Annotated in this window: 16 protein-coding genes; 6 read left to right on the plus strand and 10 right to left on the minus strand. The window is 68.4% G+C overall.

The window, feature by feature from the left end:
* The first annotated feature begins 78 nt into the window (after nucleotides 1-78).
* Both metZ and apaG read left to right on the plus strand, forming a co-directional pair.
* Nucleotides 79-1263, plus strand: coding sequence for an O-succinylhomoserine sulfhydrylase (metZ, locus tag AC1RSK_RS16085; RefSeq protein ID WP_492908593.1), 1185 nt, complete (start codon nucleotides 79-81; stop codon nucleotides 1261-1263).
* Complete coding sequence (gene apaG, locus AC1RSK_RS16090) at nucleotides 1260-1691, plus strand: Co2+/Mg2+ efflux protein ApaG (RefSeq protein WP_492908594.1); 432 nt, start codon at nucleotides 1260-1262, stop codon at nucleotides 1689-1691. The genes metZ and apaG overlap by 4 nt, the downstream gene beginning before the upstream one ends.
* 12 nt (nucleotides 1692-1703) lie before the next feature.
* Here the strand turns inward: apaG and AC1RSK_RS16095 are convergent, their stop codons facing one another.
* The 4 genes from AC1RSK_RS16095 to AC1RSK_RS16110 are packed head-to-tail and all read right to left on the minus strand — an operon-like array spanning nucleotide 1704 to nucleotide 4407.
* On the minus strand, nucleotides 1704-2081 hold the full coding sequence (locus AC1RSK_RS16095; protein WP_492908595.1) for a hypothetical protein: 378 nt from the start codon (nucleotides 2079-2081) through the stop codon (nucleotides 1704-1706).
* Between the two features lie 11 nt (nucleotides 2082-2092).
* A complete protein-coding gene (locus tag AC1RSK_RS16100) occupies nucleotides 2093-2995 on the minus strand; it encodes an Hsp33 family molecular chaperone (RefSeq protein ID WP_492908596.1) in 903 nt (300 codons plus the stop codon).
* Between the two features lie 50 nt (nucleotides 2996-3045).
* Nucleotides 3046-3828: an enoyl-CoA hydratase-related protein gene (locus AC1RSK_RS16105; RefSeq protein WP_492908597.1), complete on the minus strand. Its 783-nt coding sequence runs from the start codon at nucleotides 3826-3828 to the stop codon at nucleotides 3046-3048.
* 48 nt (nucleotides 3829-3876) lie between these two features.
* Nucleotides 3877-4407 carry a gamma carbonic anhydrase family protein gene (locus tag AC1RSK_RS16110; RefSeq protein WP_492908598.1) on the minus strand — a complete coding sequence of 177 codons (531 nt, stop codon included), beginning with the start codon at nucleotides 4405-4407 and terminating at the stop codon, nucleotides 3877-3879.
* A 310-nt stretch (nucleotides 4408-4717) separates the two neighbouring features.
* On the opposite strand from AC1RSK_RS16110, the gene AC1RSK_RS16115 reads away from it, so the two are divergent.
* The 4 genes from AC1RSK_RS16115 to AC1RSK_RS16130 all read left to right on the plus strand — a co-directional run bounded on the left by AC1RSK_RS16115 (nucleotide 4718) and on the right by AC1RSK_RS16130 (nucleotide 9620).
* On the plus strand, nucleotides 4718-5485 hold the full coding sequence (locus AC1RSK_RS16115) for a PhoH family protein (RefSeq protein ID WP_492908599.1): 768 nt from the start codon (nucleotides 4718-4720) through the stop codon (nucleotides 5483-5485).
* Between the two features lie 87 nt (nucleotides 5486-5572).
* Nucleotides 5573-6235: a hypothetical protein gene (locus AC1RSK_RS16120; protein ID WP_492908600.1), complete on the plus strand. Its 663-nt coding sequence runs from the start codon at nucleotides 5573-5575 to the stop codon at nucleotides 6233-6235.
* Nucleotides 6236-6320: 85 nt separating this feature from the next.
* Nucleotides 6321-7580: an MFS transporter gene (locus tag AC1RSK_RS16125; protein WP_492908602.1), complete on the plus strand. Its 1260-nt coding sequence runs from the start codon at nucleotides 6321-6323 to the stop codon at nucleotides 7578-7580.
* A 54-nt stretch (nucleotides 7581-7634) separates the two neighbouring features.
* On the plus strand, nucleotides 7635-9620 hold the full coding sequence (locus tag AC1RSK_RS16130) for an OPT family oligopeptide transporter (protein ID WP_492908603.1): 1986 nt from the start codon (nucleotides 7635-7637) through the stop codon (nucleotides 9618-9620).
* Here AC1RSK_RS16130 and AC1RSK_RS16135 read toward each other — a convergent pair.
* From AC1RSK_RS16135 to cysE, 6 genes are all read right to left on the minus strand, one after another.
* The gene (locus tag AC1RSK_RS16135; protein ID WP_492908604.1) at nucleotides 9617-10033 is read right to left on the minus strand and encodes a type II toxin-antitoxin system VapC family toxin; all 417 of its coding nucleotides are present in this window, start codon (nucleotides 10031-10033) and stop codon (nucleotides 9617-9619) included. The two genes, AC1RSK_RS16130 and AC1RSK_RS16135, sit on opposite strands and share 4 nt — an antisense overlap.
* A complete protein-coding gene (locus AC1RSK_RS16140) occupies nucleotides 10033-10317 on the minus strand; it encodes a type II toxin-antitoxin system Phd/YefM family antitoxin (RefSeq protein ID WP_492908605.1) in 285 nt (94 codons plus the stop codon). The genes AC1RSK_RS16135 and AC1RSK_RS16140 overlap by 1 nt, the downstream gene beginning before the upstream one ends.
* Before the next feature lie 22 nt (nucleotides 10318-10339).
* Nucleotides 10340-12037 carry a saccharopine dehydrogenase family protein gene (locus tag AC1RSK_RS16145; protein ID WP_492908606.1) on the minus strand — a complete coding sequence of 566 codons (1698 nt, stop codon included), beginning with the start codon at nucleotides 12035-12037 and terminating at the stop codon, nucleotides 10340-10342.
* Nucleotides 12034-12447, minus strand: coding sequence for a thiol-disulfide oxidoreductase DCC family protein (locus AC1RSK_RS16150; RefSeq protein WP_492908607.1), 414 nt, complete (start codon nucleotides 12445-12447; stop codon nucleotides 12034-12036). Before AC1RSK_RS16150 ends, AC1RSK_RS16145 begins: the two co-directional genes overlap by 4 nt.
* Before the next feature lie 50 nt (nucleotides 12448-12497).
* Nucleotides 12498-12701 carry a DUF3126 family protein gene (locus AC1RSK_RS16155; RefSeq protein WP_166574657.1) on the minus strand — a complete coding sequence of 68 codons (204 nt, stop codon included), beginning with the start codon at nucleotides 12699-12701 and terminating at the stop codon, nucleotides 12498-12500.
* 73 nt (nucleotides 12702-12774) lie between these two features.
* Entirely contained in the window at nucleotides 12775-13605 is an 831-nt protein-coding gene (gene cysE, locus AC1RSK_RS16160) for a serine O-acetyltransferase (protein WP_492908608.1), read from the minus strand.
* Nucleotides 13606-13706: the final 101 nt, after the last annotated feature.

The following is a 13706-nucleotide window of genomic DNA, read 5'->3' on the forward strand; positions in this document are numbered from 1 at the left end:
TCAACAGAAGTTTGGCCCCCACAGGGTTGCCCCTCCGCCCTTGATGCGGTTCAAGCGCCGCAGCACGAAGGAGCCCCCATGGCCGAAGATCCCAAATCCTGGCAGCCGGCCACCAAGCTGATCCGTGGCGGCCTGAACCGCAGCCCGTTCGGCGAGACCTCCGAGCCCATCTACCTGACCCAGAGCTTCGTCTATGAAAGCGCCGGCGCCGCCGACGCCCGCTTCGCCGGCGACGATCCGGGCTTCGTCTACAGCCGCTACGCCAACCCCACGACCCAGATGTTCGAGGAGCGGCTGGCCCTGCTGGAGGGCGCCGAATTCTGCCGCGCCGTGGCCAGCGGCATGGCCGCCGTCCATGTGGCCCTCACCGGGCTGTTGAAGGCCGGCGACCACCTGGTGGCGGGCCGGGCGCTGTTTGGCAGCTGCAACTGGATCGTCAGCCAGTGGCTGCCGCGCTTCGGGGTCGAGACCACCTTCGTCGACGCCACCGACCTTGCGGCCTGGGAAGCGGCCATGCGGCCCAACACCAAGTGCGTGCTGGTCGAGAGCCCGGCCAACCCGCTGCTGGAAATCACCGACATCGCCGCGGTCTGCAGAATCGCCCACGCGGCCGGCGCCAAGGTGGTGGTCGACAACGTCTTCGCCACCCCGATCTTCCAGCAGCCGCTGCAGCTGGGCGCCGACATCGTCGTCTACTCCGCCACCAAACATATCGACGGCCAGGGCCGGGTGCTGGGCGGGGCCATCCTCGGCGACTTCGCCCTGATGGACGAAAGCTACCGCGACATCCTGCGCCACACCGGCCCGGCGATCAGCCCGTTCAACGCCTGGGTGCTGCTCAAGGGCCTGGAAACCCTGGATCTGCGCGTGCGCCGTCAGACCGAGACCGCCGCCGTGCTGGCCGACGTCATCGGCGACCACCGCGCCACGAAGTCTGTGCGCTATCCGGGCCGAGCTGATCATCCTCAATCTGAGGTTGCCAGAAGTCAGATGAGCGGCTTTGGCAACCTGCTGGCCTTCGACCTGGGTTCGCGTGAGGCGGCATGGCGATTCCTCGACCGGTTGAACCTGGTCGACATCAGCAACAATCTGGGCGACGCCAAGTCCATGGCGACGCATCCCTCCACCACCACCCACCGCGCCATGCCCGAGGAAAAGCGGCTCGAAATCGGGCTGACCGAAGGTTTCGTGCGGATGAGCGTGGGCCTGGAGGATGTCGTCGACCTGACGAGGGACGTGGTTCAGGCGTTGGATGCTGCATGAGACCCATACGGAAACGCGGAACGACCGACAGCCCTGTGTACGAAGCCCGCACCCGCGACGTCGTCGTCCGGGTGAAGGCCTCGTATGAGCCGGCCCATTCCGACCCGATCGAGAACAAATACTTCTGGAACTACACCGTCGAGATCGAGAATCACGGCCAGGAGACGGTGCAGCTGGTTTCCCGCCGCTGGGTGATCACCGACGCCCGCAACCGGCAGGAAGAGGTGCGCGGCCGCGGCGTGGTCGGCGAGCAGCCGATCCTCAAAGGCCGCGAGGCGTTCCGCTATGTCTCCGGTTGCCCGCTGGATACGCCGTCGGGCCTGATGAGCGGCGCCTACCAGATGGTCACCGACGACGGCGAAGCCTTCGAGGCGGCGATCCCGGAGTTCTCGCTGCACCTGCCGGGGGCTTCGAGGAAGCTGAACTGAAGCCGCTGGCGACTATTCGGGCCCGACGTTCCACAGGTCAAAAAAAGCCCGCGTAGAAGGCCCCATTAGGCTGCGGCTTGCATGGCCTGATGGCTCCGAAGCGATGTTCTCCAGAAAGCAGGTGCAAACTGCGTTCACGAGCGGATCGCGATCATTCGGATCCGACACAACGAAGACCTCGATTAGATCGAACAGCGCGATAACTTCCGGCGACCCGAAATCTACGACGTGCTCGCGGTAAAAGCCTGTGAACTCGAGCCACAGTCCATGGGCCGTGAACTCTCCGCCATCGTCCGAGTAGAGCGAGCCGGGGAGTTCGTGAGCAAAGGCTGGAAAGAGCGCCAACAGCCGGGCGCGCAGTTCGTCCGGGCTTGTCGGCGCGACTGGCATGTCGGGAGGGCCTAACTTTCTACTGTCGCTGGATCGATCGCATAGACCCGGCTGCAGTATTCGCAGGTCACCCGGATCTTGCCGTCGTCCTCGATCATCTCGGCCTTCTCCTCGGGCGTGAAGCTCTCGATCACCGTGGCGATCCGCGCCTCCGAGCAGCGGCAGAAGGCCTTCAGGGCCATCGGTTCGAACACCCGCACGCCGTCCTCGTTGAACAGCCGCCACAGCAGGGTCTCGGAGGGCAGGGTCGGGTCGACCAGTTCGTCCTCGCCGGTGGTCTGGAACAGGGCCTCGGCCCGGGTCCAGACGTCCTCGGTCGAGCCGCGGGCGTCGTCGGAGGCGATGTTCTGGATCATCAGCCCGCCGGCCCGCCAGGTCGGCCCATCCCCGGTGTCGACCTGGCCGACGGCCAGGCGGATGCGGGTCGGAACCTGTTCGGACTGGGCGAAATACTGCTCGGCGCAGAGGGCCAGGGTCTCGCCCTCGATCTGGGTGATGCCCTGGTAGCGCTCCATGTCCTCGCCCTGGTCCACCGTCATGATGAACAGGCCATCGCCCAGCAGGGTGCGGGCCCCGGGGCGGATGAAGCCCTTGCTGACCTCGGCCACGCGATCGGCGTCGAAGCGGCAGTAGCCCCGGAACTGTCCGGTGGTGTCGTAGTCGCAAACCACGTAGGACACCGGCCCGTCGCCCTGGGCCTGGACGATCAGCCGGCCGTCGAACTTCAGGCTGGAGCCGACCAGGGCGGCCAGGGCGCAGGCCTCTCCGAGCAGGTTGGCCACCGGCTCGGGATAGTCATGGCGGGTCAGCACCTCGTGGACCGTGGCGCCCAGACGGGTGATGCGGCCGCGGACCGGCCAGCCTTCGATCTGGAACGAGGCGACGAGGTCGTCGGAAAGGGGAGATTGGGTCATGAGCGCGCTTAAATAGGCGACGCGCCGAAAATTGCGACCCCTGCCCTACCCTAACGCCCCTTCCACTGCGGCGGCCGCTTCTGGGCGAAGGCCATCGGCCCCTCGACGAAGTCCTCGGACTTGAACAGCGCCGCCACGGCCGGGTGCTTGAACTGTTCCTTGATCGCCGCTTCCAGCGACGGCGCGTCCAGCCCCTGCATCACCGTCTCCTTGGAGGCGCGGATCGACATCGGGCTGCACTCGGCGATCAATCCGGCCCATTTCAGGGCCTCGGCCATCAGCTCATGAGGCGGCACGACGGCGTTGACGAAGCCCAGCTGCAGACCCTCGGCGGCCGGCACGCGGCGGGCGGTGAGGATCATGCCCATGGCCCGCTTCAGCCCGATCTGGCGCGGCAGGCGGTGCAGGCCGCCGGCCAGGGCGGCCAGGCCGACCTTCGGCTCCGGCAGGGCGAAGACGGCGGTGTCGGCGGCCAGGATGATGTCGCAGGCCAGGGCGATCTCGAAGCCGCCGCCCATGGCGACGCCGTTGACCGCGGCGATCAGCGGCTTGTTGAGGTCGAAGCGGGCGGTGATGCCGCCAAAGCCAGACGGCGGGTTGCCCATCTTGCCGCCGCCCGCCTGGTGCTTCAGGTCATTGCCGGCCGAGAAGGCCCGCTCGCCGGCCCCGGTGACGATGCCCACCCACTGCTCCGGATCGGCGGCGAAGGCGTCGAAGGCCTCATGCAGCTCGAAATGCATCGGCGAATGGAGGGCGTTCATCACCTCCGGCCGGTTGAGCGTGATGATGGTGACCGGCCCCTCGCGGTCGACCTTGATGAACTCGTAGGCCATGGCGTGCTCCCTTGTTGGGACCAGAGAGCCGACCTTCCGTGACGTCCGTCAATCGATGACGGCCAGCTCGCGGACGTAGCGCTTCCAGTTCTCGACATAATGCAGGGCCGATGCCTCGAGGATGCGGGCGCGGTCGGCGTCGATCTCGCGGATCACCTTGCCGGGGGCGCCGACCACCATGCTGTTGTCCGGGATCTCCTTGCCCTCGGTGATCAGGCAATTGGCGCCGATCAGGCAGTTGCGACCGATCTTCGCGCCATTGAGGATGATCGAGCCGATGCCGACCAATGTGCCGTCGCCGATCGTGCAGCCGTGCAGCATCACCATATGGCCGACGGTAACGTTGGCCCCGATGTTCAGCGGCACGCCGAAGTCGGCATGAAGAACAGAGCCGTCCTGGATGTTCGAATTCTCACCGATGGTGATGGTGTCGGTGTCGCCCCGGCACGTGGCGCCCCACCAGACGCTGGCGTTCTTCTTGAGCACCACCTCGCCCATCACCGAAGCACTTGGGGCGATCCAGTATTCGCCGTTGGCGGGCAGAGTCGGACGTCGATCGCCCAAAGCATAAACAGTCATCCGTCCACCCCGTATATTGCGCGAAGGCGCTTGCTTAACGGCTCATAAACCAAGTTACCCTCATTCTAGTCGGGCGATTCGAGGGGACCAACCATCTCCTCGAACCTGTCGCGGTCGGCTCTTCGGCCGCGTGCTCCTGACGACGGAGACCTGGGTGTCGTGTTATGAGTTCCGGCGGTTTCCACCGCCCACGCACAGCAGCGAAAGCGGCCCACCCGGCCGTGGACGTGTCTCCTTCATCACCATCCCGACCCGAGGGCGCGCCGTTGTGGCGACGCCCTTTTTTCTTGCCCCTGTGGAGGCCTGATTCATGACCAAGCGAGCCCTCAAGCGTGTTGCCCGCGAAGGCGCCTTTGATGCCGGTCAGTTCGGAGAGGACAGCAAGATTCGCCGTCTTCCCGTCGGCGCCGGCTGGTCGCCGCTGGGAGGACATGGCCAGGAGGACCGGGATCAGGGGTACCTCAAGACAATAAAACCCAAATCCGAAGGCCAGAAGGCCCTGATGGAGGCCATCGACAACAAGAACCTGGTGATGGCGCTGGGCCCGGCCGGCACCGGCAAGACCTATCTGGCCATCGCCAAGGCCGTCGAGGCGCTGGAGGCCGGCAAGGTCGGCCGCATCGTGCTCAGCCGCCCGGCGGTCGAGGCCGGCGAATCCATCGGCTACCTACCCGGCGACATGGAGGACAAGCTCGCCCCCTACCTGCGGCCGCTGTACGACGCCCTGTCGGACCGCCTGTCCATGAAGCGGGTCAAGGCGCTGATCGCCGAGGGCCTGATCGAGATCGCGCCGGTCGGCTACATGCGCGGCCGCACGCTCAACAACGCCTTCGTGGTCATCGACGAGGCCCAGAACTGCACCTACGGCCAGCTGAAGATGCTGCTGACGCGGCTGGGCTGGCACTCGACCATGGTGGTCACCGGCGACCCCAACCAGTCGGACCTGCTGCCGACCCTCTCGGGCCTGGCCGACATTTCCGAAAAGCTGGAGGCGGTCGGCAACATCTCGGTCATCCGCCTTGAGGACCGCGACATCGTCCGTCACCCGCTGGTGGCGGAAATGCTGAGCGTGATCTGACGCGGCACCCGGCCGCCTTGCAGGGCGGCCGGCAGAAATCGTAAGCATCCCTCCGGGCCCTTTGGAGTCGGCCCGGGGGGATTTTTCATGCGTACCGCTCTTGCCGCCGCCTGCGCCATCGGCGCGCTCGTTCTCGCGCCCGCCGTCCAGGCCAAGCCTAAACCGCTGGACGCCAAGGCGATCGCCGCCATGAGCGGCCAGACCATCGCGGCGACGGAGCGTCCGTTGCCGGACTTCGCGGCCATGACCGCCACCAAGGCGGGGCTGGGCATGGCGGGCGCCTTCATGATGATCGGCTACGGCAACGCCGTGGTGCGCGACAACCACATCGAGGATCCGGCGGTCGCCATGGGCGCCGATCTCGTCGCCTCACTTGCGACGGCGCGCGGGGCCACGGCCATCGAATCCCGGGTGGCCGTGAAGGGCCATTCGGCCGGCGAGATCGCCGGCGCGGCCGGTGATGCGCGCTACGTCGTCGACGTGTCCACGACCTACTGGGGCTACATGTACAAGTCGGCCGACTGGGGCCACTACTATGTGCTGTACATGGTCCGGCTGCAGGTGATCGATACCGCGACCAAGAAGGTGGTCGCCGAAGGCAAGTGCAAGTGGAAGCCCGCCAAGGACGCCAAACTTCCCAATGGCGAGGAAATCCTCGCCAACCAAGCCGCCGAGGTGAAGGCCCAGCTGAACCAGGCGCGGGAGGCCTGCACGGCGGAGTTCAAGCGGGACGTGCTCGGCGGCATCTGAGGCGTTGTTTTCAAAAGCAACCCGCCCCATCTAGTCGCCAGCGCGACAGGGCCGTCGCCTTCTCATCGACGCGACAGGTCCCGCCATGAAACGCCCCTTCGGCCAGCGTTACGCCTTCGTCGCCCTCGGCGTCGTCTTCCTCTCGCTGATGGCCGCCGCCGGCCTGCGCTCGGCGCCGGGGGTGCTGATCCAGCCGTTGGAGCAGGCCTTCGGCTGGAACCGCGGGATCATCTCTCTGGGCGCCGCCGTCGGCATCTTCCTCTATGGCCTGACCGGGCCGTTCGCGGCGGCCCTGATGCAGTCGTTTGGTGTCCGGCGCACCCTGACCCTGGCCCTGCTGCTGATGAGCGGCTCGGTGGCCCTCAGCCTGCTGATGACCGAGCCCTGGCAGTTCATCGCCACCTGGGGCGTCATGGCGGGTCTGGGCAGCGGGGCGGTGGCCATGGTGCTGGGGGCGACGGTGGTGAACCGCTGGTTCGTCAGCCATCGCGGCCTGATGATGGGCCTGCTCAGCGCCTCGGCGGCGACCGGCAGCCTGGTGTTCCTGCCGGCCATGGCGGCCCTGGCCCAGACCGGCGGCTGGCAGCCGGTGGCCATCGTCATCGCCCTGGCCACGGGCGCGCTTGCCCCGGTCGCCTGGCTGCTGCTGCCCGAGCGCCCCTCTGACATTGGCCAGGCCCGCTACGGGGCCGGCCCCGACGACGCGCCGCCCCAGAACCTGCCCGCCCGCCAGGCCCTGACCGGCGCCTTCACGGCGCTCGGCCGGGCGGCGAAGACCCAGACCTTCTGGCTGCTGTTCGGCTCCTTCTTCGTCTGCGGCCTGACCACCAACGGCCTGGTCGGGGTGCATATGATCTCGCTGTGCCTCGACAACGGCATGCCGGAGGTGCGCGCCGCCGGGCTGCTGGCGCTGATGGGCATCTTCGACCTGGTAGGGACCACCGCCTCGGGCTGGCTGACCGACCGCTACGATCCGCGCAAGCTGCTCTTCGTCTACTACGGCCTGCGCGGGCTCTCGCTGATGGCCCTGCCCTTCCTGCAGTTCGATCTGTTCAGCCTGACCCTGTTCGCCGTCTTCTACGGCCTCGACTGGATCGCCACCGTGCCGCCGACGGTGAAACTGGCCAACGAGGCCTTCGGCGACCAGGACGGGCCTATCGTCTTCGGCTGGATCGCCGCCGGCCACCAGCTGGGCGCAGCCAGCGCCGCTTTCGGGGCTGGGGCCTGGCGGGCGGCGCAGGGGCGCTACCTCGAGGCCTTCGTCATCGCCGGCGTCGCCGCCCTGACGGCGGCCGCCGCCTCGCTGCTGGTCAAGCGGATGCAGGCCAGGCCTTTGCAGGCTTGAGGTAGCGGACGTTAACGGCCACTCTCCGCGCCCAAAGCAGTGGGGATCAAGCCTGTGACCGACCAGACCGCCGCCGTTGATCACCGGATCGAACTGACGATCCGGGGCCTGATCCTCGGCGTCCTCATCACCCTCGTGTTCACGGCGGCCAACGTCTACCTGGGCCTGAGGGTCGGCCTGACCTTCGCCTCCTCGATCCCGGCGGCGGTGATTTCGATGGCGGTGCTGCGGGACTTCAAGTCGGCGACCATCTGGGAAAACAACATCGTCCAGACGGTGGCCAGCTCGGCCGGCACCCTGTCTTCGATCATCTTCGTCCTGCCCGGACTGGTGATGATCGGCTGGTGGAGCGGCTTTCCGTTCTGGACCTCGTTCGCGGTCTGCGCCATCGGCGGCGTCCTGGGGGTGATGTATTCCATCCCGCTGCGCCGGGCCCTGGTGACCACCTCCGACCTGCCCTACCCCGAAGGCGTCGCCGCAGCTGAGGTGCTCAAAGTCGGCTCTGGCTCACGCGGCTCTGAAAAGGCCGCCGCCGCCGAGGGCAAGGCCGGGCTGATGGTGGTCATCGTCTCCTCCATCGTCTCGGCCGCCTTCGCCGCCCTGACCGCCACGCAGCTGGCGGCGACCGAGTTCACCAAGTTCTTCAAGGTCGGCGCCGGGGCCGGCGCGGCCGGAACCTCCTTCTCCCTGGCCCTGTTCGGGGCCGGCCATCTGGTCGGCATCTCCGTCGGCCTGGCCATGTTCGCCGGGCTGGTCATCGCCTGGGGCGTCGCCACGCCGATCATGACCGCCGGCCTGGTCGGCACGGGCGACATCGCCGAGATCGCCACCACCGTCTGGCGCACCAAGGTCCGTTTCATGGGAGCCGGCGCCATCGGCGTCGCCGCCCTCTGGACCCTGGGCCGGCTGGCCGCGCCGCTGTGGACCGGCCTGATGAGCGCCCTGGCGGCGCAGGCCAAGCGCAGCGCCGGCCAGGCCGCCAGCCTCGACATCACCGAGCGCGACATCCCCATCGGCATCGTCGCCACGGTCAGCGTCCTGGCGCTCGTCCCCCTCGCCTGGCTGCTGTGGACCTTCCTCCATGCCGGCGGCATCGGCGGCATCGGGGCTGTCGGCCTGATCGCCGGCTCGCTGGTCTACATCGTCGTCGTCGGCTTTCTGGTTGCGGCCATCTGCGGCTACATGGCCGGGCTGATCGGCAGCTCCAACAGCCCGCTGTCGGGCATCGGCATCCTGGCGGTGCTGGGCGCGGCCCTGCTGCTGGTGCTGGCCCGAACGACCCTGGCGCCCGACGCCGGGCCGGTGCTGGTCGCCTTCGCCCTGTTCGCCACGGCCGTGGTCTTCGCCGTCGCCACCATCGCCAACGACAACCTGCAGGACCTCAAGACCGGCCAGCTGGTCGGCGCCACGCCCTGGAAGCAGCAGGTGGCGCTGGTGGTCGGCGTCATCGCCGGGGCCCTGGTCATTCCGCCAATCCTCGACCTGTTGAACCACGCCTACGGCTTCGCCGGCGCGGCCAACGCCACGCCCGACGCCCTGCCCGCGCCGCAGGCGACGCTGATCTCGGCTCTGGCCAAGGGGGTGCTGGAAGGCGGCCTCGATTGGGGGCTGATCGGTATCGGCGGCCTAGTCGGTCTTGGCATCGTGGCAGTCGACGAGGTGCTGCGGATGACCGGCCGCTTCCGCCTGCCGCCGCTGGCCGTCGGCATCGGCATCTACCTGCCGATGACCACCACGGCGGCGGTCGTGCTGGGCGCCGTCAGCGGCTGGGCCTTCGACCGCTGGGCCGACGGCAAGCCGGCCGGCGAGGCGATCAAGCGGATGGGCGTGCTGCTGGCCTCGGGCCTGATCGTCGGCGAGAGCCTGTTCGGCGTGGCCCTGGCCGGCCTCATCGTCGCCACCGGCAACCAGAACCCGCTGGCCCTGGCCGGCGAGGCCTTCGAAGGCCCCGGCATCCTGATCGGCTTCGGCGGGTTCGTGGCCGTGCTGGCCCTGCTCTATGCCTACAGCGCCGGACAGGGGAAGAAGGGGGCGGCTTAGGCGTCCCAGGGATTCAGGACTTCACCGTTCCAACCGGCGAAGTCCCTGACGTTGCGGGTGACCAAGGTCAGACCGTGCGCCTCGGCCGTCGCGGCCAGGAACAGATCCATGGCCGGCATGGTCCGACGGGCGACCTCGGATTGGCGGCGTAACCGGCCCCAGGTTTCCGAGATTTCCCGGTCGATATGGAGCGTACGCCCCTCGAAGCTCCCAACGACCCCAGGATACCAGGCTTCGAGCCGGCGACGGTATGCGCTCTCGGGTAGAGCCTCTATGCCGTAGCGAATCTCCGCCAGGCTGACGACACTGAGAAACAGCCCATCCGAGAGGTGCGCGTCGATCCAGGCGGTGACGTTCGGATTTGGCGCCGCCTTGATGCCCTCGGACACGACGTTGGTGTCCAGCAGGAACATCAGAGATCGACCGGCCGCGGCAGTTCCTTGCTTCGACCGAAGGCCTGTTCGTGCTCTTCTTCGCTCATGCCTCGGATGGCCGGATCGAAGAGAACCTCGGTCAGGCTCTTGCCCTGCCAGCCGACCGGGCGACCGCTGAGTTCCTGGTAGGCCTCCGCCGACAGGACGACGACCGCCTCGCGGCCGTTGCGGGTAACGCGCTGCGGGCCATCCGAGCGCGCCCGGTCGATCACCTCACCGAAGCGCGCCTTGGCGTCGGCCGCTGTCCAGGTTCCATCAGCCATGGGCCTGCCTCCAGTGAACAGATTACCCATTTTGTCCAATTTGGACAAGCCAGCCGCGATAGAGCACGATCGGCCCGGTTAGCGGGTGCGAGATGTCGACGTGGAAGCGGAAGCGGCCGGCTTCGTCGGCTTCCCAGGCCTCGATGCGCGGGAACAGCCAGGCCGGCAGGCCGAGGCCGAAGAGCATCCAGCGACGGGGGATGAGCAGCAGGCGGTCGCCGTCCAGCACCGGGGCCATGCCGCAGCCCATGGGACCGAAGGCCTCGACCGCCAGCATCGCCGCACGGCCCTGACCGGCGAACTGGCGGCTGGTGAAGCTCTGGTTGCCGAAGGTGCGGGTCCAGGTCTCGACGCCAGCCTTGCGCTCGAAGTCGACGCGGACGTGGCCGTCCTTCTGGGCGCCGGGGAAGCCGATGATGGCCGCCGCCAGCTGGGCCAGCGGGCTCCTGCCCCGGTCGACGTCGACCCGGCCCTCGGCGGTCATCCGGCCGCCCTCCGGCAGGTCGTGCATCGCGCGGACAGCCGGCGGTAGGTCCGGCCAGGCGTTGGCGGTGACCTGCTGGTAGACGGGGGCGGAGGTGGGCAGCTCGTCGCGGACGCCGGTGACGATGCGGCGGGCGGCGAACAGGGGCTGGTAGTCGGCCAGGGTGACGGAGCCGGCGGCCGTGCGGGCGCCGCTGCGCGGGCGGCGGCCGTCCAGCAGGTTCAGGACGATGGCAGCGGCGGCCATGGCCGGGATGAAGGGGCCGTCGTCGCCCTCGGCGATCAGGTTCCAGGAACGGGCGGCCGGCCTGCCCTCGCCGTCCAGGCCGGCGACGCGGACGAACATGCCGCCGCGGTCCTCGCCCCACTTCAGCCGGGTCTTGGCGGCGTGGAACAGGCCCGACAGCTTCACCAGCGGCAGCGGGACGCCAAGGCTGACGATCCGCGCCAGGGCGTTCAGCATCCGGTGCAGCAGCTCAGGGCGCGGGCCGGCGCCGAGCCAGATGTCGCGGACGCTGGGCCAGAGCTTGGGCAGGGCCGTCAGATCGGGCACGTCGACCAGGGAGAAACGGGTGCTGAACAGCGGCAGCCGGCCCGGCGGGGCGATGGTGACGTTGCGGGCCTCGACCAGGCCCAGGCCGGTGGCCGGCCGGGCATTGCGCAGCAACGGCACGGGCTTGCCGGCGTAGCTGGTGATGGCCTGCAGGACGCTGACGCCGACGTCGGCATGGGGCGACGGGGCGATGCCGGCGCTGATGTCGTGGACGGCAGCCCAGCTGTCGGTCAGCTCGCCGATGGCGGCGGCGGTCAGGGCCGGACAGGTGCTGGTCCCGCTGATGGCGAAGGCGCCCTTGTCCTTGGCGAGGGCGTCGAAGCGCTCGACGCCGAGCACGAAGTCGCTGGCGTCGGCCAGGTCGAGGTAGTCGCAGCCGCGCGCCAGACAGGCCTCGACCAGGCGGAACGGGGCCTCGCCGTAGGCCTGAAAGGGCCCGCTGCCGTCGACCACGAGGTCGGGGGTGAGGGTCGCCAGCTGTTGGACCACGTCGCCGTTCCGGTCAAACAGGGTCGGCTCGAGGATGGCGCCGCCGGACTGGGCCCAGCGGGCGCAGAAGGCGCCGGCCTTGTCGGCCGAGCGGCCTGCGATCAGCAGGCGCAGGCGCGGCTCGTGGGCCAGCAGGCGGGCGAGCCGCGCCCCGAACACGCCGTAGCCGCCGACGATGAGGACGGTGAGGCTCACCCCAGCACCCGGTCGGCATAGGCGGGATCGGGGCGGTAGCAGACGGGGCTGCGGCCGAAGATCTTCATGCGGTTACGGGCCACCAGCTCGTAGAGGGCGTCGGCCCAGCGGCGGGGCAGCAGGCGACCCAGGCAGGCCAGCTTCCATGGCCAGCCGAGGCGTTCGGCCATCCGCATGGCGCCGTCGGCCTTGAAACGGGCGACGCCATCCTCGATCAGGATGTTGCTCTCATAGTCGTTCGGATCGAGGCCATAGTGCTTGTAGAGCGCCTCGCCGAGCGGGGTCTGGGCCGGCAGCAGGCGGAACTGGCCCGCCTTGTCCAGCGCCAGGATGGCGCGCATGCCGCGGCTGCAGAAGACGCAATGGCCATCGAAGACGATGATCGGCCTGTCGTCCGGAAACGACGGCACGGAGGGGTCCCGGCGATAGCTGTATGTATCGCGCGGGTCCAAGCGGAGGATTACTCCAGGTCTTCCGCCAGGATGGCCATCTCGAACATGTAGGAGCCGGCCTCATCCTCGTCTTCGTAGATGACGCCGATGAACTCGCCCTTCAGCTCGACCTCGGCCGAATCCTTCTGCTTGCGGGCCTTCACCGCCACGTGCGGGTTGCCGAAGGTCCGCTTGAGGTGGGCTTCGACTTTCTTGATGGCGACGTCGTCCACGGGCGGGCTCCGATGCAGAGGTACTGATTTCGCGCGGAAACTAGCCACGAACGGGCCGGGCGCAAGCCCAAACTCAGATCACGTAGTCGTAGACGATGTCGGCGAGGGTGTGGTCCATGGTCCGGGCCGGCTCCTCGCAGGTCGGGCAGTTGACCAGGCGGGCCGGCACGCCGGCGGCGGTGCAGCCGGCCGGCACCGGCTTCAGCACCACCGAACCGGAGGCCACCTTGGCGTAGTCGCCGATCTTGATGTTGCCCAGCACCTTGGCCCCGGCGCCCAACAGGACGCCCTTGCCGATCTTGGGGTGGCGGTCGCCGCGTTCGGCCCCGGTGCCGCCCAGCGTCACGCCATGCAGCATGGAGACGTCGTCGCCGATGACGGCGGTCTCGCCGATGACGATGCCGGTGCCGTGGTCGAGGAAGATGCCGGAGCCGACCTTGGCGGCCGGATGGATGTCGACCTGGAAGATCTCGCTGGCCCGGCTCTGCAGGTAGTGGGCGAGCGTCTCGCGCCCATGGGTCCACATCCAGTGGGAGACGCGATGGGTCTGCAGGGCCATGAAGCCCTTGAAGAACAGGAACGGCTGCACGTAACCCTTGCAGGCCGGATCGCGCTCGAAGACGGCGCGCAGGTCGGCCTCGGCGGCGGCGATGATGCCGGGGTCAGCCTCATAGGCTTCCTGGGCGAACTCGCGGGCGCTCATGGCCCGCAGCTCCTGGTCGGCGATCTTGCGGGCCAGCTGGAAGCTCAGCGCGTCGGCCAGGCGGTCGTGCGCCAGGATGACGGAATTCAGGAGGCTGGCCAGGGCCGGCTCGTCCCTTGAGGCGCGCTCGGCCTCGTTGCGCAACGAGGCCCAGACCGGCGGCGCGACGGCCGGCTCGACCACTTCAAGATGCTTGGCCATGCGCGGCCTCCCTCAAACCTGGCGCCAATCCTAGCACGAAACGCGCAAGATCACCCGCCAGCCTGCCCTTTAGGGGCATATGGTAAGCCATCTCGCCCGTC

The sequence above is a fragment of the Caulobacter sp. GW821-FHT11A05 genome (assembly GCF_058809015.1).

Bases quoted from the DNA above. Each gene is read 5' to 3' on its own strand.
- metZ (WP_492908593.1), top strand. From the start codon at position 79: ATGGCCGAAGATCCCAAATCCTGGCAGCCGGCCACCAAGCTGATCCGT.
- apaG (WP_492908594.1), top strand. From the start codon at position 1,260: ATGAGACCCATACGGAAACGCGGAACGACCGACAGCCCTGTGTACGAA.
- AC1RSK_RS16095 (WP_492908595.1), bottom strand. From the start codon at position 2,081: ATGCCAGTCGCGCCGACAAGCCCGGACGAACTGCGCGCCCGGCTGTTG.
- AC1RSK_RS16100 (WP_492908596.1), bottom strand. From the start codon at position 2,995: ATGACCCAATCTCCCCTTTCCGACGACCTCGTCGCCTCGTTCCAGATC.
- AC1RSK_RS16105 (WP_492908597.1), bottom strand. From the start codon at position 3,828: ATGGCCTACGAGTTCATCAAGGTCGACCGCGAGGGGCCGGTCACCATC.
- AC1RSK_RS16110 (WP_492908598.1), bottom strand. From the start codon at position 4,407: ATGACTGTTTATGCTTTGGGCGATCGACGTCCGACTCTGCCCGCCAAC.
- AC1RSK_RS16115 (WP_492908599.1), top strand. From the start codon at position 4,718: ATGACCAAGCGAGCCCTCAAGCGTGTTGCCCGCGAAGGCGCCTTTGAT.
- AC1RSK_RS16120 (WP_492908600.1), top strand. From the start codon at position 5,573: ATGCGTACCGCTCTTGCCGCCGCCTGCGCCATCGGCGCGCTCGTTCTC.
- AC1RSK_RS16125 (WP_492908602.1), top strand. From the start codon at position 6,321: ATGAAACGCCCCTTCGGCCAGCGTTACGCCTTCGTCGCCCTCGGCGTC.
- AC1RSK_RS16135 (WP_492908604.1), bottom strand. From the start codon at position 10,033: ATGTTCCTGCTGGACACCAACGTCGTGTCCGAGGGCATCAAGGCGGCG.
- AC1RSK_RS16140 (WP_492908605.1), bottom strand. From the start codon at position 10,317: ATGGCTGATGGAACCTGGACAGCGGCCGACGCCAAGGCGCGCTTCGGT.
- cysE (WP_492908608.1), bottom strand. From the start codon at position 13,605: ATGGCCAAGCATCTTGAAGTGGTCGAGCCGGCCGTCGCGCCGCCGGTC.